Raw genomic sequence first — 19978 nt, 5'->3', positions numbered from 1 at the left:
TCTCCCTATTCTCGTCTTAAAGAGTCCTTTCTAAGGAGTGTCTAAACATGGAACAATTTATCCAGCAGCTAGTGAACGGTATTTCCCTAGGGAGTATTTATGCGTTGATTGCCCTAGGCTACACAATGGTTTACGGTATTGTAAAATTAATTAACTTTGCCCATGGGGACGTCTTCATGGTCGGTGCATTTATTGGATTTTATTCTATTACTATACTAGATTTAGGTTTTTTCCCTGCATTACTTATTTCCATGGCTGCCTGCGCCCTTTTCGGTGTGTTAATCGAGCGAATTGCGTACAAGCCATTACGAAATGCCACTAGGATTGCAGCTCTGATTACAGCGATTGGTGTCTCGCTCTTTATCGAATACGGGACCATTTATATTCGCGGCGCCCAGCCGGAAGCCTATCCAAATGGGATCGTTCCTTTAAAAAGTTTAGAGATTTTCGGTGTTAAAATTAGCGGCCAGTCGATCCTAATTTTAGCTGTCTCGCTCTTCTTAATGATTGTCCTCCAGTTTATCGTTCATAAAACCAAGATTGGTAAAGCCATGCGTGCCGTTTCACATGATATGGATGCAGCCAAATTGATGGGGATTAATGTGAATAACACCATTTCTGCCACCTTTGCGATTGGCTCAGCCCTTGCAGGTGCAGCGGGAGTAGTGTTCGGGATGTACTATACAAAAATTGAACCATTAATGGGGATTATTCCAGGGCTTAAAGCTTTTGTTGCCGCAGTACTTGGCGGTATCGGGATTATCCCGGGGGCAATGGCCGGCGGATTATTACTGGGTGTCATTGAAGCCCTTGTGAGCGCGACAGGCGGCTCACTATGGCGCGATGCTGTAGCCTTTATTGTTCTAATTTTAATCTTAATTTTCCGTCCTGCTGGCCTTTTTGGTAAAAATGTCAGGGAAAAGGTCTAGGGGGGTGCAGAGGGAATGAATAGTTTGAAAAAAGCAAAAGGTTTTTGGAGCACAATGGCTGTTGTCGTTATTTTTTCAGTGGTTACTCAATTTCTGATTAATGGCGGGACATTAAACTCCTTTTATGTAAATGCCTTGTTTTCCATCGGAATCAATATTATCCTTGCTGCTTCGCTCCATTTAATTATCGGGATTACCGGACAGTTTTCGATTGGACATGCCGGCTTCCTTGCTGTTGGTGCCTATGCCTCAGCGATTGTGACGATGAAATTGGGTCTGCCCTTCCCAGTTGCTATCATTGCTGCCGGTTTAGCCGCAGCGATTGCCGGATTAATTATCGGGATTCCAACTTTAAGACTGCGCGGCGATTATCTTGCAATTGCGACTCTCGGCTTTGGCGAGATTGTCAGGATTGTCTTTTTGAATTTTGATTATGTCGGCGGTGCCAGCGGTATGACTGTCTCTCACTTAACGACATGGCCTTGGCTGATTGCCTGTGTGGCTATCACGATTGTGGTGATTGTAAACTTCACGAATTCGACGCACGGGCGAGCTTGTATTTCGATTCGCGAAAATGAAATTGCGGCAGATGCGATGGGGATCAATACAACTTTTTACAAAGTAATGGCCTTTGTCATTGGCGCCTTTTTTGCCGGTGTAGCCGGTGCCTTGCATGCCCATAACTTTTATATTATCCAGCCGACAAACTTTGGTTTCTTAAAATCCTTTGATATTTTGATTTTAGTCGTAATAGGCGGCCTGGGAAGTATGTCAGGTTCCGTTATTGCGGCGATTCTGTTAACGATTATTTCAACCTTCCTTTCTAATTATCCGGAGGTTCGGATGGTGATCTACAGCCTTGTGCTGATTGTGATGATGCTGTTCCGCCCGCAAGGATTGATGGGAACAAAAGAAATCACCTCTTTCTTAAAAATTGGCAAATCCGCTAAAGGAGGAGTGCACCATGACGGCAAAAACACCACTGCTTAAAGTTGAAAATGCCGGCATCCGTTTCGGCGGTTTAAAGGCTGTTTCGGATGTGAATGTTGAATTAAAACAAGGTGAACTTGTCGGTTTAATCGGGCCTAATGGCGCGGGAAAGACGACCTTTTTTAACCTGTTAACGGGTGTATATGTTCCGACTGAGGGCAGCATTTCATTAGCCGGCGAAAAATTAAACGGCCAAGCTCCCTATAAAATTAACCAAAAAGGGATCAGCAGAACGTTTCAAAACATTCGTTTGTTCGGCGATCTATCGGTACTCGATAATGTAAAGGTCGCCTATCATTCGCTTGCCAAGCATTCTATCTTAAGCTCGATCTTCCGCCTCCCTTCCCACTTTTCCGGTGAGAAGGAAATGGAGGAAAAGGCAATTGAGTTTTTAAAAATCTTCAAGCTTGATGGGGTTATGCATGAGATGGCAAAGAATCTGCCGTACGGACAGCAGCGCCGCCTCGAAATTGCCCGGGCATTAGCGGCAAATCCCAAGCTACTCTTGCTGGATGAGCCGGCAGCGGGGATGAATCCGCAGGAAACAGATGAATTAATGAATTTGATTTCCTTGATTCGTGAAAGGTTTGACCTGACGATTCTCCTCATTGAACATGACATGCTCCTTGTTATGGGTGTATGTGAGCGAATCTATGTACTAGACCATGGTCAATTAATTGCCGAAGGTACACCGGAGCAAATCAGAAATAACCCTAAAGTCATCGAAGCGTATCTCGGCGAGGAGGTCTCGTAACATGCTAAAAATCAGTGATATTAACGTCTATTATGGAAATATTCATGCCTTGAAGGGCGTTTCCCTCGACATCAATCAAGGGGAAATTGTTACTTTGATTGGGGCCAATGGTGCCGGAAAAAGTACGCTGTTGAAGACGATCTCCGGGTTGCTTAAGCCTAAAAATGGGGAAATCGCCTTTGAAAATGAGCACGTTGCTGGTAAGGTGGCGCAGGCGATTGTAAAAAGGGGTATTTCCCAGGTACCGGAAGGCCGCAGAGTGTTTGCCAACATGTCAGTAGAGGAAAACCTTGAGTTAGGTGCTTACCTAAGGAAGGATAAGAAAGGTATTAAGGAAGACTTTGAAAAGGTGTATCAGTTGTTCCCCCGCCTTTATGAGCGCCGGAAGCAGCTGTCAGGAACCCTTTCAGGCGGTGAGCAGCAGATGCTGGCAATGGGTAGGGCGTTGATGGCCAGACCGCGTTTATTGCTGCTGGATGAGCCTTCAATGGGTCTTGCACCGTTATTAGTCAAAACCATCTTCAATATTATTGCAGAAATTAATAAAACGGGGACAACCATTTTGTTAGTTGAGCAAAATGCCAATATGGCGCTTTCCATTGCTGACAGGGCTTATGTCATTGAAACAGGAAAAATTGTCGCTGCCGGTACGGCGGAAGAATTAAGCCAAAGTGATCAAATACGAGCTGCCTACTTGGGTGGGCATTAAAAAGGTGTTGGGGAGCCCCCAACACCTTTCCGTGTCTAGCTTCAGCGCCTAGGGGCTCGGGGTCATAAGCCAATCCGTCAAGAAGGTTAAAGAACAACCTTCTCGCCGGCTCGTCTTATGCCTGTCGCCCCTGGGCAAGGCGCTTCCGCTTTTCATATTTATATTTTCATTTTCCTTTGCTCAGGATCAAGCTGGAATTGTTGCCGTCTTTGTGGGCTTAGGCGATGTCTGATTTTGATCATATAATCCTCATAAAGCTGTTCGATGCCCACCGTTGCAAGCGAAAAGAAGTTAGCATAATTCTTTTGAACTTCCCACTTTAATTCGTTCTTCCCGCAAATGCTATATTCATTTACTTCTTTAATCTCCTTTTGAATCTTTGAAAGTTCGACAGCTTGTGCATCTTCAGGCAAGGAAAGGACATGATCAATTTTTTCAATATAGTCCCTCGACTTCCCAATCTTTTCTTTAATTTCTTGATAACCTTCCTGGTCAATTAAATTGTATCTTAGTTTAAAATCATTTAGTTTTTCAGCTGCTTCATAGGTGGAATTGACAATATCATCGCGTGTCATATCCCTTGTTTCATAACTGAGCATATGCTTCCAAGACGGCTGGGTGATCGCTTTGCGGTGATCCTCGAGTGTATGGCAGTGTTTATTATAGCCATGGATTTCCGGATGCTCGAATGCCGGGCTTGCCGGGTCAAGGAACGGTGCAAGCGGTGCGACGAAGTAAAAGATCCTTGGATCCTTGCTACAGGCAAGATGAATCGTTTCGCAAAAATCAATATTTTCAATGGCGCTTTGGTAGGTTTGCCCCGGAATCCCGACCATGAAGAACAGATCGATCTTTTTACAGTCATTTTTCAAGGCGAAATTAAGTGTATCAATCACTTTTTGGTTAGTGCAGCTGAACTTCCCATTGTAACGTCTGATATTCTCATCATGGGTTTCAAGGGTAATTTCAATGCTGTATTTTGGGACACTGTCATTCATCTGTTTAAAAAATTCCTCGTCTGCATATTGAAAAAGTTCAAAGACAATTTCATTTTTAAGATTTAGTTTTTTTAGCCGGCTGAAAAACTCTGTAACATATTCGCGTCCGCCCTGCCTTAGATCATGGAGTATGAAAATCGGCGCTCGGCTGAAGCGGGAAATAAATTGAATATCCTCCACTAATTTTTTCGGTGACCGCAATGCCAGCGAATTGCGGTTGCAGTTTTGGTCATATGCCTCCCTCGAACCACCGCAAATCAGACAGTTTTGTGTACAGCCTCTTGCGGTCAACAGCGCGGTGTTCGGATATTGCAGCCAGCCGTTGTATGGCAGTGGGTCAAGGAAATTGCGGTATTTAAATACGGAGCGGATGGTGTAACGATACCCCGGCACATCAATATCATCTAAATCCTTTGGTACATAAGTAATCGGGTTGCAGCCCACTTCGCTGCCCTTTTTCCAGGTAAGGTTGGGAATGTCGGCATAATGGGTGTTGCCTACCTCAATTTTGTTCATCAATAGGAGCATCAATTTTTCTGTGGAGTCGCCGCGCATGACGAAATCGATAAATGGGTAGTCAATTAATTCTTTATGATAATAGGTAGCGGACAAGCCCCCGAAGATCATCGGTGTTTCCGGATGGAGGGTTTTCACGATTTTGGCAAGTTCAATACTGCCATGGGCATGCGGCAGCCAATGGAGATCAATCCCGAAGGCCTTCGTTTTGATTTTCCTTAATTTTTTTTCAACATCGAATTTTTCACTCATCAGCATGCGGTTGGCGATATTGATAATTTTTACCCGCAGCCCATAGCGCTCCAAATAATCGGCGATACTTGTCAGCCCAATCGGATACATTTCAAATACAGGCGATGACGGGACAACATCACTAATTGGGCCAGCGAGCAAGGAATTTTTTCGAAAGTCATATACACTTGGTGCATGTAACAGAACTAGGTCGTATTTCATTTACAATCACCTCTGATATTGGTTTCTTAAATTTTGTGATATTTTTCACATATAGGGATTTGATGGTAAGTATTTTAAGATAATTTAAGTTTACTATAATCATGGACTAAGAGAGTGACAATCGGGTGACAAATTTTGGGTGAATTTGTGTATGGTTTTGGTACAATAAAAGGAAAAAATAGAGGGATGATCAAAATGGCACAAGTAAAAACAAATGCAATGCGCATTCTGGATGCAAAAAAGGTCAATTATGGCATGCTTACATATGAAAATAAAGATGGAAAAATTGATGGGATTTCGGTAGCGGAGAAAATTGGCCGGGATGTGAAAGAGGTCTTTAAAACGCTTGTCGCTCAGGGCCATAGTAAGGCGATTTATGTCTTTGTTATTCCTGTTGCAGAAGAGTTGGATTTAAAAAAGGCAGCAAAGGCGGCGGGCGAAAAGAATGTGGAGATGATTCCCGTGAAGGATATTCAAAAATGGACGGGATATATCCGGGGCGGCTGTTCACCGATTGGAATGAAAAAGGACTATAAGACCTTTATTGATGAAACCAGCCTGCAGATTGATTCGATCATTGTCAGTGCCGGTAAAATTGGTGTGCAAATTGTACTTGCCCCCGGCGATTTAAAGGAACTAACGAAAGCGGAAATCATCGATCTTGTGAAGTAAGAAATTTTAATAGGCACTCACCCATAAACAGCAAAAGCATAGTATAAGGTGAAATGAACTTAGCGATTGTCATGTAAAAGGGAGTGTTGATGAGTGGCAGGGAAAGTTAAAAATTATTTTGCCGGCGGGAATACTGCGAGAGGCTTCCATAGCCTTTACGACTCTAATCTCCAAGGCTTAGACCGGATATTTATTCTAAAGGGCGGCCCTGGAACAGGCAAATCATCACTGATGAAGAAAATTGGCCATGAGTGGATGGAACAAGGATACGATGTCGAGTTTCTTCATTGTGCCTCAGATAATAATTCAATAGATGGTGTTCTGATCCCAAGCCTGAAGGTGGGGATTGTCGACGGAACGGCGCCGCATGTGATTGAGCCGAAAGCACCCGGAGCGGTCGAAGAATATATAAACCTTGGCGAGGCCTGGGATGCCCGCGCCCTTAGTGTTCAAAAAAATGTAATTCAGAAGCTGACCGACCAGATTAGTGCGTCCTTCCAGAAGGCTTACGCAACATTTAAGGAAGCGCTAGAGATCCACGATGATTGGGAAAAAATTTATATTAATAGCATGGATTTTAAAAAGGCAGACAAACTGACGAACAAGTTAATTGAAACCTTTTTTGGAAAAATGAAATTGCATAAGACTTCGGATGTGCGCCATCGCTTCTTAGGGGCAGCGACACCGATGGGGGCAGTTGATTTTGTTCCCAATTTAACCGAGGAAATTCCGAAGCGCTATTTCGTTAAGGGGCGTCCGGGGTCTGGTAAATCGACGATGTTGAAAAAATTAGCCGCGGCGGCCGAAGAGCGCGGCGTCGATATCGAAATTTACCATTGCGGTTTTGACCCGCATAGCCTTGATATGCTGATCTTACGAGAGCTCGGTATTGCGATTTTTGACAGTACGGCACCGCATGAGTATTTCCCAAGCCGTGATGGCGATGAGATCATTGATATGTATGAGATTTTGATTGAGCCGGGTACAGATGACCTGTTTGCGGAGATCATCAGTAAAATTGCCGCAAGATATAAAAGCAAAATGACCGAGGCAACTAGCTATCTTGCGAAGGCAAAGGATCTACATGATGAGCTGGAGGAGATTTATGTGGCCGCGATGGATTTTTCTGTAGTGGAAAGGATTCAAGGGAGGATTGCGGAGGAAATAAAGGAATTAGCGAACGCTAAGGGGTAATAATATGGGTGCCGGTTATGAAAAATACCGGCACCCATTGTTTATTACTTCTTCTTTTTCTGTGTGTGATTGCTCTTTTTCCCCTTGCTGTTATCACCGCTGACAAACTCCGTAGCAAATTCAGCCTCAGCATGCCCGGCCTGCGGGGAATTTTGATTTTGGCTTCCCTTATTGAACTTCTTGGTCATCTTGTTTCCCTCCTTTTTAAGCTAATGTTAGTGTGGCAACTGGCGATTGGTTTATGCCGTTTAAATAAAGGAGAAAATGGAAGAAAGTAGAACTAGTACAGAGGATCTCTTTTAGGAGGACGGGTAATGGTAACATCAAGTATCGATTTATTAACAAAGCTTTTCAGGGAAAACCGCAACGAAGCAAATGCCGAACCGATGAAGAACTATATGAAAGGCCATTTTCCTTTTCTAGGAATCAAGTCGCCTTTGCGGAAGCAGTTAGAAAAGCAATTTTTTAAGGAACCGGGGGTTTTACAGGAGCCGTTTAACAAGGAATTAGTTGCTGAACTTTGGGGGAAAAATGAAAGAGAATACCAATATACTGCCTTGACTTATTTAGAAAAAATGATGAACAAGCTGCAGAGAGACGATTTGTCCTTCATGGAGCAGCTCATTACTTCAAAATCATGGTGGGATACTGTTGATGCGATTGCCCCTAAACCTGTAGGTAAAATCGCGGAGAAGTTTCCAGAGGTGGTAGGGGAAACGATTGATGGCTGGGCCGTTCACGATAATATGTGGCTCAGGAGGGCGGCAATTCTTTTTCAATTAAAGTATAAACAAAAGACAAATGAAGAGAAGCTTTATCAATACATACGGCAAAACGCTGACAGTAAGGAATTTTTTATCCAAAAGGCAATTGGTTGGGCATTACGGGAATACTCGAAGACGAATCCGTCATCGGTGAGGGTGTTTATTGAGGGTCAGTCTTTGGCGCCGTTAAGTGTTCGCGAAGGCAGTAAGTATCTGGATCGAGCGTTACGCTAATAATGTTCGGAGGTTCATGTTAGAATGGCGATAATGGAAAAAATAGTGAAGGTGGATCAGCATGATTAAAATGATAGCATCAGACATGGATGGGACATTATTAAATTCGGTTCAACAAATCAGTGAGGAAAATAAGCAGGCCATTTTAAAGGCACAGGCACAAGGGGTTGAATTTGTCGTTGCGACGGGCAGGTCGTATCAGGAGGCCACCTACGTCCTGGGAGAGGCGGGTCTGAAGTGTCCGATTATTTGTGTGAATGGCGCAGAGATCCGTTCGAAGGAAGGAGAGATTCTTTCTGCGACTCCGATAGCGAAGGAAATGGCGCGTGAGGTAGCGGCAAAGCTTAATGAACTTGATATTTATTTTGAGGTATATACGGACAAGGCTGCCTGTACTGTCGATGGTGATAAGGCGGTATCAACGCTTGTCGACATTATCCTCAGCGCGAATCCTGAAGCAGACCGCGATGAGATCATGTATGCTGCCGGGGCGAGGTTGCGCGATGGTTTGGTCAAGGTTGTGGAGGATTATGAAACTCTTTTTGCCGACGAATCCGTTCAAATCTATAAGATGTTAGTCTTTTCGTTTGATGCGAGTAAACTTGCAGCCGCAGGCAAATCGCTTGCCGAATTTTCGGAGATTGCTGTTTCTGCATCAGGCGATGAAAATCTGGAAGTTACCAATAAACAGGCACAGAAAGGGATTGCGCTTGAGTCCCTCGCAAGGTTGAAAGGGATCGATATTTCCGAGACAATGGCGATTGGCGATAATTATAATGATGTATCGATGTTTGAACGTGCCGGCAGATCAGTAGCAATGGGAAATGCAAACTATGAAATTCAGGCATTATGCGATGTGATTACGGATACGAATAATGATCATGGTGTAGCGACGGCCATTTTAGAAGTGTTATAGGAGAGTTGGTGGCTAATGTACCGGGTTGGTTCCGTTTTATTGGTGCTAATTTTGTTGCTTTCAAGCTGTTCTTTTTTTGAAAAAGATAAAGATAAAAGGCAAGCGGAGTTGCCCGTTCATCGTCAGTTGGATTTAGAAGTAATCGCGGAAAATTTATCCGTCCCATGGTCAATTGATAAGGTGGGGGAGACCTTCTATCTTAGTGAACGAACTGGAAGCATCGTCGAAATTGATAACGGTAAAATAGAACGCCAGCATGTTCAGTTAGAAAAGCCGCTGTCCGGGGCAGCTGAGGCGGGATTGTTGGGTTTTGTGTTGGATCCAGATTTTGCGCAGAACCAGCAGGCGTTTGCGTATTATACATATGAGGATAGCAGCGGGGGCGGGCAATTTAATCGGGTTGTGGTGTTACGGTATAATGGTGGTGCATGGACGGAGGAGCGGATTCTTCTTGACCGGATCCCAAGCGCCGCCTATCATCATGGCGGCAGACTGAAGATTGGCCAGGATGGGAAGCTGTATATCACTACGGGTGACGCGACAACGCCTTCGGTCGCTCAAAAGCTGAATTTATTAAATGGAAAAATTCTGAGGATGAATGTGGACGGGACGGTTCCTCCGGATAATCCGTTTCCGAATTCCTATGTGTATAGCTATGGCCACCGGAATCCGCAGGGACTGGTGTGGATTGGGAAGACCTTGTATGCGAGTGAGCACGGGCAATCGGCCCATGATGAAATCAATCGGATTGCGGCCGGCGGGAATTACGGCTGGCCTGTTATTCAGGGTAAGGAAAAGAAAGCTGGAATGAAGATACCTATTTTTGAATCAGGTATGGCTGAAACGTGGGCACCATCCGGAATGGCAGCCGCTGGCGGCAAGCTTTATGCGGCGACATTAAAGGGAAATGCCGTTCGGGAGTTCGATTTGGAACGGAAACAAACTCGCGTGGTGATTAGCGGTTTTGGGCGGATCCGGGACGTGTTCGTTGACGGCGAGTTTTTATACTTTGTCAGCAATAATACCGACGGCCGAGGGAATCCGGACGAGAAGGATGATAAGTTTTATCGGGTTCAGTTGGGGGAATTGAAATAAGGAGATTAAAGACATTTTAGGCCAAATAACTGAAAAGATGTCTTTAATAAGGGGTCTTGAAGACATTTTGGGAGGAAACTCGAATAGTTTTGTCTTTAATAAGGGCTCTAGAAGACATTTTTGGGGAAAACCGAACAGTTTTGTCTTTAATAAGGGCTCTTTGAAGATAGCTATTGGGGAAAACTGAGAAACTCCCTAAAGAATTTCGATCTTTAAGGAGTTTACTTGGGAGACGAGGAGTTCCTCGTATTTTTTTTGCGCCTGGAAGTAGACTTCCTGCTCGCCCATTGTTGGATTTTCCTTTTTGACTTGGTCAACTAAATCCTTTTGTACCTTTTGCGCGAGAACGATCATCTCATATTGCTGCTTTTCCGTTGCCCAGAACTTATCTTCGCCGTAGTCACCAATCAACTTCCGGGCGGATTCGTACCCATTATATTGGTCACGTACTTTCCCCAAGGCCGCATCAACCTCCGCCACATCCGCTTTGTGGCCCTTTTCCTCGGCAAGCAGTGCCATCGAACGGAGGCGGATAATCTGCGTGACTAATTGATTTTTATCATCGATGACTTTCTCTTGTGATTTTAGATAGGCTAGTTCTTCCTCTAATTGTGCCCCGCTGTATTTCTTCTGCGCTGTTTCCAGTGAAATCGCTAGCTGCAGCTGATTAATCAATTTATAAAAAGAAACATCGTCATTCGTAATCCATTCACCATTCAATTTTGCGACACCCTTGGCCTTCACGACGTTGATGTCAATGACCTTTTCGGATTTCTTCCCGTCCTTTTCCAACGTAAACGCCACTTCATATTTACCGCTCATCGGAAGCGCAACCTCACCAGAATAGGCTCCGTCTTTTCCTTCGGTTAATTTCACATCGGTTGTGCCATGATCCATATTGGCCATGGAAAATTCCGCGGAAACCTCAAGCCCCTTGACAGCCTTTTTCCCCTCTGTTACTTTAATTTCAAACTTTGCTGCCGTATCCTTTTGGTAAAAAAGCTCCTTTGTCACTTTGACCGTATAGTCAGGCCCGGATCCACAGCCGGCGAGCATCGCGACTATCAGCAGTAAGGCGAACAAGAGTCGTTTCTTCATGAGTCAATCCCCCCTAAAAACAAATAATCGCAGAGGATGAGGCAGCAAAAGGGGTCTACTTTGTGGTTTCCGGGGCGGTCAAACTGACCAAACAGGATGAAAATGGGAATGAAATTATTGTCTGTATTAAGCAAAAAGGGGATATATTTGCGGAGGCATGCTTGTTTACACGAAAGACAGAGTTCTATCCGGCGACGGCAACGATGCTGGAAGATGGAGAGATTCTCTTTTTGGATAAGCATGAATTGGAACAGGATTTATATAATTATCCTGAACTATCGATGCAATTGATCAGTTATATGAGTGATGCGCTTAGGGAAATGACCTCGCAGCTGCGAGATGTTGCCTTGCTGGATGTATATGCGAAAACGGTAAAAACGCTCGAACGGCTGGGGAATAAATTTAATACAGGGAAAAACCGATGGGAAATTGAAATTCCGTTGACCGTACAGGAATTTGCTACGGTTGTCGGTACAACCCGGGAAAGCGTCAGCCGCGTTTTTTCGAAATTAAAAAAGGATGGAATCATCGATATGAAGTCGAGAAAGATCATCATCCTTGACTGGTGCAGCCTGTGCACACTACTGCATAAGGAATACTAAGATAGAAAAAAGCCCTTCGCTGAGAAGGGCTTTTAATCTGTAAACTTATATGTCCAAAACCGTTCATTATTGATCCATACCATCGTTTGCGGATCTTGATTTTTCAATTTCTCTTCCATCCCGACCAACATTTGCTCTGTTTGTGAGCGGTGGGCGCGAATGGCGGCCAGCTTTTTGTCGGCAACAGGGGTTATATTGATGATAATATCTGCTTCGCCAAGCTCCTCGATGCAATTATTCGAGAATGCCACACAGTGTAGGGTTGGCCGTGCGGCGGCAGGCATTTTTTCTACAGCCCTCACGACTGCCGCACCGGTGGCATCGTGGTCAGGGTGGACTGAATAGCCCGGATAAAAAGTAATAATGAGGGAAGGATTTACCTCCTCAATGATTGCTAGCATGGTGTTCGTCATATAATCTTCATCTTCAAATTCAATCGTTTTATCACGGAAGCCAAGCATGCGAAGATCCTGGATCCCTATAGCGCGGGCAGCTGCCTTTAATTCTTCTTTTCTAATCTTTGGTAGATTTTCCCGATTGGTAAATGGGGGATTCCCCATATTGCGTCCCATTTCCCCTAAAGTTAAACAAGCATATGTGACGGGAGTTCCGTTCTGTACATGGGTCGCAAGGGTTCCGGAGACACCAAAAGCCTCGTCATCCGGGTGCGGGAAAACGACTAAAACATGGCGTTCTTTTTCCATTATTTATTCTCCTTTCCGATTATTCAAATGGAGTCGTACTAATCTCTAAAGCAACAGCCAGCTTGCCACTATGGTCATGGCCCGCCATTAATAGATGATTTTCTTCATCAATTTCAAAATGGGTAATCCCTTCAGCGTAAATCCAGCCAAGATCTAGTTTAAGACCCACACGGTGCGGTCCATTTCCAGTGATTTTCCCCAAGTCATATCGAACAAGGGCATTGCGGATATAAGCCCCCGCGGAAAAGAATTCTTGATTATGGTGCGATGCATAGGCACCGTTCGTGGTTTCAAGGTGAATGTATACATCCTTATTAGCAAAGTCATTAATCGCCTTCTGGACGCGTTCCAACTCAATTATCTGCAAAACCAAACAACTCCTTCCCCATTAAAGTCCATTATCGAAGCTATAAACTATTTTTCATTTATAATGTAACTATCATACTAAAATCAGTAAAAAAATGCTAAATCCATGCTTGAAATGTGAGAAACGGTGCCTGACACCATGAATGACACATGAAACGAAGAGCCAATCTGGTGATTGGCTCTTCGGCAATATATTATTCGTTACAATCTTCGCAGTATTCCGTGACATTTTTAGCGTTGCGGTAAGCACCATGCCATGTCGAGCCGACATATTCGTTCAAACGGAAGCCTTGCTTAATGCCTGCTGAAACAAATTCCTTGGATACTTCCACTGCTTCGTAAACTGATTTTCCTTTTGCCAGCTCGGCAGCGATGGCAGCGGAGTTGGTACAGCCTGCCCCGTGTGTAAAGGTAGTATCGATTTTTTCTGATTCGTACACTCTAAACTCTTTTCCGTCATAGAGAAGGTCAAGCGATTTTTCCTCTGTTTGCAGCTTGCTGCCGCCTTTGATAAGGACATTTTTTGCTCCTAACTCATGAATTTTCACAGCAGCTTGTCTCATCTCTTCTAATGTGTGCGGTGTTTTCATACTGGCAAGCTGTCCCGCCTCAAAAAGGTTCGGAGTGACAACGAAGGCGCGGGGCACAAGAAGTTCCCGCAGCGCATCGGCTGTCTCTGGATTTAGGACTTCATCTTCCCCTTTACATACCATGACAGGGTCGATAACAACACGTTCTAATTTATGCTCATCGATTTTTCTAGCGACTAATTCGATGATTTCAACGGTTCCAAGCATACCGGTTTTCATGCCGTCAATCCCGACAGAAAGAATCGTTTCCAGTTGTTTTTCTAAAATATCTACCTCAATTGGAAACACATCGTGGTGCCAATTATCTTTTGGATCCATTGTTACGATGCAGGTGAGGGCATTCATCCCGTAAACGCCAAGTTCTTGGAATGTCTTTAAATCTGCCTGAAGCCCCGCCCCGCCGCTTGTATCAGAGCCAGCGATGGTCATTACTTTTTTAATGGTCATTATGTCTTCCTCCTTCTAAATCCTCGTTATTATTATAAATCATTTTTGAAAAATTAACAGAAATCAGTAATCATTTACGCCTAGGATTCTACCCGAACAAATGTTGACAGAAAAATGACAAATCCTCCATTTGTACTAGATACATGCATTTTCCGTGATAAATATTACTTTCAAATAATAAAAGGAAAAGTACGATTGATTCAGAAGGTCATCCATTTAATTAATGAAACCGTTTACTATACGTTGCGAAAATTCGAGTTGCTGAAATTGTAGGAAATTTGTCACAAATACGTGGTCTATTGTACAGGTACGTTCTTTGTTAAGTGAATGTTAGTAAAAACTGAAAGATGTTACTACCATCATTCGACAAAGTGACAAATGTCGCTGAGCGTTATTGGTACTATTTTTACAATGAATAAATAAGGAAAAATAATTTCCCGAGGGGATGTGAAAAGAATGAACCGTAAAGGGTGTCCTGATGAATATCCCATTTCCTTACTAATCAACGGTTATGAAATTGCTGTATTTCAGCTGACAAAATTCGACCTAGAGGATTGGACATATGGATATTTGTTTTCGGAAGGATTTATTGAGGATGCAAGTGAGATCGAGTCAATTCTGGTCAACGAAGAAATGGGCAGGATCCATGTCGAACTCCGCTCCCATTTTGACGAAGAACAAGTCTTTTCTAAAAAGAAACACTACACAGCCGGCTGCGGCAGAGGTGTCACATTCTTTTCGATGACAGATGTGAAGAATTTTGCCAAGGTGGCGTCAAGCCAAACCTGCAAATTAAGCTATCTATTAAAAAAGAGAAGTGAGTTTGCCCAAAATTCCCGTTTTTATATCGAAACAGGCGGAATGCATGGGGCATGTATTATCGAAGAAGACGGCTCGATTACCATCAGGGAAGATATTGGCCGCCATAATGCTGTCGATAAAATTATTGGTCATGCACTTAAAAATCGTTTACAGCCCGAAAGGTTAATCTTGCTGACAACCGGCCGGGTTTCATATGAAATGCTATCAAAGGCTGCCAAATTTGGCTTTCCTGTCATTGGCTCGCGTACGGCCGCTACTAAGCAGGCTGTGCAGCTGGCAAAGTACTTAAATATCGAGGTCATTGGCTATTTACGAGGGAAAATGGCTACTGTTTATACCGACGGAGAAAGAGTCGAAAATGATGTAAATGCCGAGTCAGCTGTAGAGATGTACTGAAAGGGGGAATTTAAGGCTTTTAAGACGTAGAGAGAAAAATGGGATGTTCTAATCAAATTCTGGGAAGGAGAATAGTGATGGTTGAAATGAACTTAAATCGTCGGCAATTTTTAAAACTATCGGGCGCCACTGCAGCAACACTTGCGGTTGTCGAACTCGGCTTTAACGAGAAAAAGGCCTATGCGAAAACGAAAGAATTCAAAATTGCCAAAGCTACTGTAACACCAACCATTTGCTGCTACTGCGGTGTCGGATGTGGAATCCTTGTCCACACCAAAGACAATACTGTGGTTTATACGGAAGGGGATCCGGATAACCCAATTAATGAAGGTAAGCTATGCAGTAAGGGTACAACTTTAAGACAGTTATATACATCGGAGAAACGCTTAACAAAACCGCTTTACCGTGCTCCTGGAAGCAATAAGTGGGAGGAAAAAGACTGGGAATGGATGCTTGACACCATTGCCAAGCGCACAAAAGAAACACGAGACAAATCGTTTGTTGAAGTGGAAAACGGTATTACTGTTAATAAAACAGAGAGAATTGCCAGCCTAGGCGGCGCAGCACTTGATAATGAAGAAACCTATTTGCTTGCGAAACTAATGAGAGGGCTTGGTGTCACTTACTTAGAGCACCAGGCACGAATATGACATAGTTCAACGGTTGCCGGTCTGGCACCTACATTTGGTCGTGGAGCAATGACTAACCATTGGAATGATCTGCAGCATACCGATTGTGCATTGATTATTGGCGCAAACCCTGCGGAAAACCATCCTATCAGCTTTAGATGGCTGACAAAAGCAAAGGAAAACGGCGGCAAAATTGTGTCTGTTGACCCGCGGTTTACAAGAACATCGGCACAGGCTGACGTTTACGCAGCACTCCGCTCCGGTACGGATATCCCGTTTATCGGCGGAATGATCAATTATGCGCTTGAAAAAAATCTTATTCACAAAGAGTATGTGGCTAAATATACAAATGCTTCCTTTATCGTGAAGGAGGGCTATGACTTTAACGATGGTCTTTTCTCAGGCTATGACGAAGAGAAACGAGCATATGATAAAACAAAATGGGCGATTGAAGCAACGGAAGACGGCAAGCCTGTCGTCGATGAATCTTTAGAGCATCCGCGCTCTGTGTTTCAACTAATGAAAAAGCACTATTCCCGTTATGATATAAAAACCGTAACAACGGTGACAGGGACAGCAGAGGAAGACTATCTAAAGGTTTGTAAAACCTTCTGTGAAACAGGTAAGGTTGGAAAGTCCGGTACAATCATGTATGCAATGGGAACAACCCAGCATACAGTCGGTTCCCAAAACGTCCGCATTTATGCCATCCTGCAGCTATTGTTAGGAAATATCGGAATCCCTGGCGGCGGAATCAATGCCATGCGCGGTGAATCCAATGTTCAAGGCTCGACAGACTTTGGATTATTATTCGATAACCTAACAGGCTACCTTGGTGCACCTAAAGCGACCGTTCCAGAACATGCCACCCTTAAAGGCTATTTGGAAAAAGAAACACCAAAAACAGGTTATTGGAGCAACAAGCCAAAGTTCGTTGTTAGCTTGCTGAAATCTTGGTATGGCGCAAATGCTACAGCAGAAAATGAATTCGGCTATCAATTTTTACCAAAGGGAAATAAAAACTATTCCCATATCAATCTCTTTAAAGCGATGTACAATGGCGAACTTGACGGTACCTTCCTGTTCGGAACAAACCCGGTTGTCGGCGGCCCGAACGCCGGAAAGGAAAAAGAGGCTCTTGGAAATCTGAAATGGATGGTAGCAATTGACCTTTGGGAAACAGAAACATCGGCATTCTGGCAAAAAGAAGCCGGCAGCGACCCAGCAAAGATCAATACAGAGGTATTCCTGCTCCCAGCTTCTGCCTCCTTCGAAAAAGAAGGCAGTATCTCCAACAGCTCACGCTGGATGCAATACCGCTGGAAAGCGATTGATTCAAGAGGCGAAGCAAGACCAGACCTTGATATCATTCATGAACTAGCCTTAAAATTGAAAAAACTATACGCTAATAGTCCTAAATCAGCGGATCAACCGTTCTTAGCGCTTGATTGGAACTATGGCACCGGAGAAGAACCGGATATCGACCTTGTGGCCAAAGAAATCAATGGCTATGACTTGAAAACAGGTAAATTAATCTCCGGTTTTGGGGCCTTATTAGATGACGGTTCGACTTCAAGCGGTAACTGGATTTATTCCGGCTTCTATCCCGAGGAAGGAAAAAATAAATCGAAGAACCGTGACAATAAAGACCTAGGCGGCGAGCATTATTTGAACTGGTCCTATTCATGGCCAATGAACCGCCGGATTCTTTATAACCGTGCCTCCGCCGATCCAAGCGGTCAGCCATGGAGCAAGGATAAGGCTGTTATTTGGTGGGATGATGCCCAGAAGAAATGGGTTGGCAATGATGTCCCAGATTTTAAGGCCGTAACCGCACCAACAGAACCGGGTGGTACAGGTGCCTTTATGATGAATAAAGACGGTGTGGCGTTATTGTTTGCCCCGACCTTAAATGACGGTCCGTTCCCAGAACACTATGAGCCATTTGAAAGCCCTGTTCCAAATGCTTTCTCCGGACAGGAAATGAACCCGGCAACAGTGATCATGGACGGTGACTTTAATAAGAAGGGCTTTAAAGCGGATTATCCAATCGTGGCCACAACCTACCGTCTAAGCGAACACTGGCAGTCCGGTTCGATGACAAGGAACCAAGAATGGCTTTCAGAGCTTGCTGGTCATATGTTTGTCGAATTAAGTGAAGATCTTGCAAAAGAAAAAGGCATCAAGAATAAAGACAAAATCATTGTCAGCTCAGCACGCGGCGAAATCAAGGCCTATGCAATGGTCACAAAACGGTATAAGCCATTTGCCGTGAGAGGGAAAAAGGTGCACCAAATCGGAATGCCATGGCATTTTGGCTATAAGGGCTTTGCCACTGGGGATACAGCAAACCGCCTAACTCCACATATTGGGGATGCGAATACGATGATTCCTGAATATAAAGCATTCCTCTGTAACGTTAGGAGGGCTGATGTATGAGTAAGTATGTAAAATATGTCGATGTAACGAAGTGTGACGGCTGCCGTGCTTGTATGGTTGCCTGTAAAAACTGGAATGACCTGCCGGCGGAGCCGACAGATTTCCTGGGCAGTGTCCAATCACATGCGAAAACAACAGCGGATACATGGAATGTTCTTCAGTTTATTGAGCACGAGAATGGCAAAGGTGATTTGGAATACCTTTTCCGCCATTCCTCCTGCTTCCATTGTACAGATGCCGCCTGTGAAAAGGTTTGTCCGGAAAATGCTATCAGCTACACTAAGTATGGCACGGTTGTTATCGATCAAGATACCTGTGTAGGCTGCGGCTATTGCGTGCAGAACTGTCCGTTTGAGGTCATTTCCCTAAAGGAATATAAAGACAAAAACGGGAAGGAATATCGCAAGGCGCACAAGTGCACCATGTGTACCGACCGGATTGATGAAGGTTTACAGCCAGCCTGCGTAACGACTTGTCATACTGGGGCAATGGAGTTTGGCGATCAAGATGCGATGATCAAAAAAGCAGAACAGCGAGTGAAGGAAATCAAAGACCGTTATCCAAACGCCATGGTCTATAATCCACAAGGTGTTGGCGGTACGCACACGGTTTACGTATTAGCAGAGCGTCCATCTGTATACGGTTTGCCTGAGAACCCGAAAGTTCCAACATCAGCAGTTGTATGGAAGGACTATGCCCAGCCAATTGGGAAAGCCATGATTGGGGCAACCACAATGGCGGTTGTCGGCGCATTTGTGGCTAATAAGTTTTTTAGTAAAAAAGCCAATGATGAGGACGAAAATGGAGGTGGCAGCCATGAGTAATGATCAGAAGCACCCGAAAGCGGATGTAAAGATTCAACGCTTTCCGAAGGCGTTTGTTTGGGCGCACGCAATCAATGGAATTGCCTTCTTTGCCCTTTACATCACGGCCCTGCCAATGTATACCGAATTCTTTGACTGGCTGTATCCGGTTTTTGGCGGCCCTGCCATGGCACGGTTGTTACACCGAATTTTTGCAGTAGCGTTCATAACGCCTACTTTCATCTTATTGATTTTTAGTCCGAAGTTCTTTATTAAATGGATGAAAGAATTAGTAACATGGAAGAAGCGCGATCTTCAATTCTTTGGTGAATTCGTGAAAGAATTATTCGGCTTCAAGTTTAAGCATGTAAGACAAACCTTCTTTAACGCTGGGGAAAAAATTAACTCGATTCTTCAGATTTTCTGTGCCATCTTGGTTATTGCTTCAGGTTTCACCATGTGGTTCCCTGAGTATTTCCCAAGAGCGCTTGTGCAATGGGGCTACCTCCTTCATAACATTGGTTTCGGATTAGGCATCGCTGTTATTGTCGGACACGTTTACCTCTCTGTTGTCCATAAACATTCAAGACCTGGCTACTCCGGTGTTGTAACCGGAAAGGTTCCGGCTTGGTGGGCAAAAGGCCACTATGCCGACTGGTATGACGAAGAAGCGAAGAAGGGCAACTTCCCTGATTTAGATGATCCAAAGCATAAAAAAGGCGCTTAAACCATTCGTTTTCAATACTATAATCAAAAGGAATGGCTGTCATAGTTTACGACAGCCTTTTTCTTTAAAAAGTCATCTTTTTTGAGACATAAATCGGATGTATGGGGATTCTTTCGTGAGTTTAGATAGTC

Annotated in this window: 20 protein-coding genes and 1 pseudogene; 15 read left to right on the top strand and 6 right to left on the bottom strand. The window is 44.1% G+C overall.

The features are described from left to right. Positions 1 to 47 precede the first annotated feature (47 nt). From BABA_RS10780 to BABA_RS10765, 4 genes are read left to right on the top strand one after another with little or no spacing between them, the layout of a single operon-like run. Positions 48 to 929: a branched-chain amino acid ABC transporter permease gene (locus BABA_RS10780; RefSeq protein WP_007085216.1), complete on the top strand. Its 882-nt coding sequence runs from the start codon at positions 48 to 50 to the stop codon at positions 927 to 929. 15 nt (positions 930 to 944) lie between these two features. Further along, positions 945 to 1919 carry a branched-chain amino acid ABC transporter permease gene (locus BABA_RS10775; protein ID WP_007085215.1) on the top strand — a complete coding sequence of 325 codons (975 nt, stop codon included), beginning with the start codon at positions 945 to 947 and terminating at the stop codon, positions 1917 to 1919. Next, complete coding sequence (locus tag BABA_RS10770; RefSeq protein WP_007085214.1) at positions 1894 to 2673, top strand: ABC transporter ATP-binding protein; 780 nt, start codon at positions 1894 to 1896, stop codon at positions 2671 to 2673. The genes BABA_RS10775 and BABA_RS10770 overlap by 26 nt, the downstream gene beginning before the upstream one ends. A 1-nt stretch (position 2674) precedes the next feature. Next, on the top strand, positions 2675 to 3382 hold the full coding sequence (locus tag BABA_RS10765) for an ABC transporter ATP-binding protein (RefSeq protein ID WP_007085213.1): 708 nt from the start codon (positions 2675 to 2677) through the stop codon (positions 3380 to 3382). Between the two features lie 158 nt (positions 3383 to 3540). On the opposite strand, the gene BABA_RS10760 is transcribed toward BABA_RS10765, so the two are convergent. Continuing rightward, a complete protein-coding gene (locus BABA_RS10760; RefSeq protein ID WP_007085212.1) occupies positions 3541 to 5349 on the bottom strand; it encodes a TIGR04190 family B12-binding domain/radical SAM domain protein in 1809 nt (602 codons plus the stop codon). 195 nt (positions 5350 to 5544) lie between these two features. On the opposite strand from BABA_RS10760, the gene ybaK reads away from it, so the two are divergent. Further along, on the top strand, positions 5545 to 6021 hold the full coding sequence (gene ybaK / locus BABA_RS10755; RefSeq protein WP_007085211.1) for a Cys-tRNA(Pro) deacylase: 477 nt from the start codon (positions 5545 to 5547) through the stop codon (positions 6019 to 6021). A gap of 93 nt (positions 6022 to 6114) precedes the next feature. Further along, the gene (locus tag BABA_RS10750) at positions 6115 to 7215 is read left to right on the top strand and encodes a PRK06851 family protein (RefSeq protein WP_007085210.1); all 1101 of its coding nucleotides are present in this window, start codon (positions 6115 to 6117) and stop codon (positions 7213 to 7215) included. A 44-nt stretch (positions 7216 to 7259) separates the two neighbouring features. On the opposite strand, the gene BABA_RS27695 is transcribed toward BABA_RS10750, so the two are convergent. Then, positions 7260 to 7403 (bottom strand): hypothetical protein, encoded by a 144-nt coding sequence (locus BABA_RS27695; protein WP_162829839.1) that lies wholly within the window; start codon positions 7401 to 7403, stop codon positions 7260 to 7262. 126 nt (positions 7404 to 7529) lie between these two features. Between BABA_RS27695 and BABA_RS10745 the strand changes: the two genes are divergently transcribed. The 3 genes from BABA_RS10745 to BABA_RS10735 all read left to right on the top strand — a co-directional run bounded on the left by BABA_RS10745 (position 7530) and on the right by BABA_RS10735 (position 10224). Further along, positions 7530 to 8213: a DNA alkylation repair protein gene (locus BABA_RS10745; RefSeq protein ID WP_007085209.1), complete on the top strand. Its 684-nt coding sequence runs from the start codon at positions 7530 to 7532 to the stop codon at positions 8211 to 8213. 61 nt (positions 8214 to 8274) lie between these two features. After that, on the top strand, positions 8275 to 9129 hold the full coding sequence (locus BABA_RS10740; protein WP_007085208.1) for a Cof-type HAD-IIB family hydrolase: 855 nt from the start codon (positions 8275 to 8277) through the stop codon (positions 9127 to 9129). A 15-nt stretch (positions 9130 to 9144) separates the two neighbouring features. Beyond that, positions 9145 to 10224 carry a PQQ-dependent sugar dehydrogenase gene (locus BABA_RS10735; RefSeq protein ID WP_007085207.1) on the top strand — a complete coding sequence of 360 codons (1080 nt, stop codon included), beginning with the start codon at positions 9145 to 9147 and terminating at the stop codon, positions 10222 to 10224. A gap of 195 nt (positions 10225 to 10419) precedes the next feature. On the opposite strand, the gene BABA_RS10730 is transcribed toward BABA_RS10735, so the two are convergent. Further along, positions 10420 to 11322, bottom strand: coding sequence for a FixH family protein (locus BABA_RS10730; RefSeq protein WP_007085206.1), 903 nt, complete (start codon positions 11320 to 11322; stop codon positions 10420 to 10422). A gap of 23 nt (positions 11323 to 11345) precedes the next feature. On the opposite strand from BABA_RS10730, the gene BABA_RS10725 reads away from it, so the two are divergent. After that, positions 11346 to 11924 carry a cyclic nucleotide-binding domain-containing protein gene (locus tag BABA_RS10725; protein WP_083865359.1) on the top strand — a complete coding sequence of 193 codons (579 nt, stop codon included), beginning with the start codon at positions 11346 to 11348 and terminating at the stop codon, positions 11922 to 11924. A 32-nt stretch (positions 11925 to 11956) separates the two neighbouring features. Here BABA_RS10725 and bshB2 read toward each other — a convergent pair whose 3' ends face one another. The 3 genes from bshB2 to pdxK form a co-directional block, all read right to left on the bottom strand. Then, entirely contained in the window at positions 11957 to 12628 is a 672-nt protein-coding gene (gene bshB2 / locus BABA_RS10720) for a bacillithiol biosynthesis deacetylase BshB2 (protein ID WP_007085204.1), read from the bottom strand. Between the two features lie 19 nt (positions 12629 to 12647). Further along, complete coding sequence (locus BABA_RS10715) at positions 12648 to 12995, bottom strand: YojF family protein (RefSeq protein ID WP_007085203.1); 348 nt, start codon at positions 12993 to 12995, stop codon at positions 12648 to 12650. A 193-nt stretch (positions 12996 to 13188) separates the two neighbouring features. Beyond that, on the bottom strand, positions 13189 to 14031 hold the full coding sequence (pdxK, locus tag BABA_RS10710) for a pyridoxine/pyridoxal/pyridoxamine kinase (RefSeq protein WP_007085202.1): 843 nt from the start codon (positions 14029 to 14031) through the stop codon (positions 13189 to 13191). 456 nt (positions 14032 to 14487) lie between these two features. Here pdxK and fdhD point away from each other — a divergent pair, with 456 nt between their 5' ends. From fdhD to BABA_RS10685, 5 genes and pseudogenes are all read left to right on the top strand, one after another. Then, entirely contained in the window at positions 14488 to 15249 is a 762-nt protein-coding gene (fdhD, locus tag BABA_RS10705) for a formate dehydrogenase accessory sulfurtransferase FdhD (protein ID WP_007085201.1), read from the top strand. Positions 15250 to 15326: 77 nt separating this feature from the next. Next, positions 15327 to 15899, top strand: coding sequence for a twin-arginine translocation signal domain-containing protein (locus BABA_RS28590; protein ID WP_007085200.1), 573 nt, complete (start codon positions 15327 to 15329; stop codon positions 15897 to 15899). Between the two features lie 12 nt (positions 15900 to 15911). After that, positions 15912 to 18317, top strand: a pseudogene (gene fdnG / locus BABA_RS10695) (formate dehydrogenase-N subunit alpha); the annotation flags it as partial. Continuing rightward, positions 18314 to 19141, top strand: coding sequence for a 4Fe-4S dicluster domain-containing protein (locus BABA_RS10690; protein ID WP_007085198.1), 828 nt, complete (start codon positions 18314 to 18316; stop codon positions 19139 to 19141). The pseudogene fdnG and the gene BABA_RS10690, both read left to right, overlap by 4 nt. Next, a complete protein-coding gene (locus BABA_RS10685; RefSeq protein WP_007085197.1) occupies positions 19134 to 19847 on the top strand; it encodes a formate dehydrogenase subunit gamma in 714 nt (237 codons plus the stop codon). The genes BABA_RS10690 and BABA_RS10685 overlap by 8 nt, the downstream gene beginning before the upstream one ends. The last annotated feature ends 131 nt before the right edge of the window (positions 19848 to 19978 follow it).

The organism is Neobacillus bataviensis LMG 21833 (assembly GCF_000307875.1).
GTDB classification, from domain to species: domain Bacteria; phylum Bacillota; class Bacilli; order Bacillales; family Cytobacillaceae; genus Neobacillus; species Neobacillus bataviensis.
The sequence above is the reverse complement of the archived record's forward strand: the minus strand, read 5'-3'. Positions and strand labels throughout refer to the sequence as shown.

Excerpts from the sequence above, each read along its gene's own strand:
- BABA_RS10780 (WP_007085216.1), top strand. The coding sequence starts at position 48 with ATGGAACAATTTATCCAGCAGCTAGTGAACGGTATTTCCCTAGGGAGT.
- BABA_RS10775 (WP_007085215.1), top strand. The coding sequence starts at position 945 with ATGAATAGTTTGAAAAAAGCAAAAGGTTTTTGGAGCACAATGGCTGTT.
- BABA_RS10770 (WP_007085214.1), top strand. The coding sequence starts at position 1,894 with ATGACGGCAAAAACACCACTGCTTAAAGTTGAAAATGCCGGCATCCGT.
- BABA_RS10765 (WP_007085213.1), top strand. The coding sequence starts at position 2,675 with ATGCTAAAAATCAGTGATATTAACGTCTATTATGGAAATATTCATGCC.
- BABA_RS10760 (WP_007085212.1), bottom strand. The coding sequence starts at position 5,349 with ATGAAATACGACCTAGTTCTGTTACATGCACCAAGTGTATATGACTTT.
- ybaK (WP_007085211.1), top strand. The coding sequence starts at position 5,545 with ATGGCACAAGTAAAAACAAATGCAATGCGCATTCTGGATGCAAAAAAG.
- BABA_RS27695 (WP_162829839.1), bottom strand. The coding sequence starts at position 7,403 with ATGACCAAGAAGTTCAATAAGGGAAGCCAAAATCAAAATTCCCCGCAG.
- BABA_RS10745 (WP_007085209.1), top strand. The coding sequence starts at position 7,530 with ATGGTAACATCAAGTATCGATTTATTAACAAAGCTTTTCAGGGAAAAC.
- BABA_RS10740 (WP_007085208.1), top strand. The coding sequence starts at position 8,275 with ATGATTAAAATGATAGCATCAGACATGGATGGGACATTATTAAATTCG.
- BABA_RS10735 (WP_007085207.1), top strand. The coding sequence starts at position 9,145 with ATGTACCGGGTTGGTTCCGTTTTATTGGTGCTAATTTTGTTGCTTTCA.
- BABA_RS10730 (WP_007085206.1), bottom strand. The coding sequence starts at position 11,322 with ATGAAGAAACGACTCTTGTTCGCCTTACTGCTGATAGTCGCGATGCTC.
- bshB2 (WP_007085204.1), bottom strand. The coding sequence starts at position 12,628 with ATGGAAAAAGAACGCCATGTTTTAGTCGTTTTCCCGCACCCGGATGAC.
- pdxK (WP_007085202.1), bottom strand. The coding sequence starts at position 14,031 with ATGACCATTAAAAAAGTAATGACCATCGCTGGCTCTGATACAAGCGGC.
- fdhD (WP_007085201.1), top strand. The coding sequence starts at position 14,488 with ATGAACCGTAAAGGGTGTCCTGATGAATATCCCATTTCCTTACTAATC.
- BABA_RS28590 (WP_007085200.1), top strand. The coding sequence starts at position 15,327 with ATGGTTGAAATGAACTTAAATCGTCGGCAATTTTTAAAACTATCGGGC.
- BABA_RS10690 (WP_007085198.1), top strand. The coding sequence starts at position 18,314 with ATGAGTAAGTATGTAAAATATGTCGATGTAACGAAGTGTGACGGCTGC.
- BABA_RS10685 (WP_007085197.1), top strand. The coding sequence starts at position 19,134 with ATGAGTAATGATCAGAAGCACCCGAAAGCGGATGTAAAGATTCAACGC.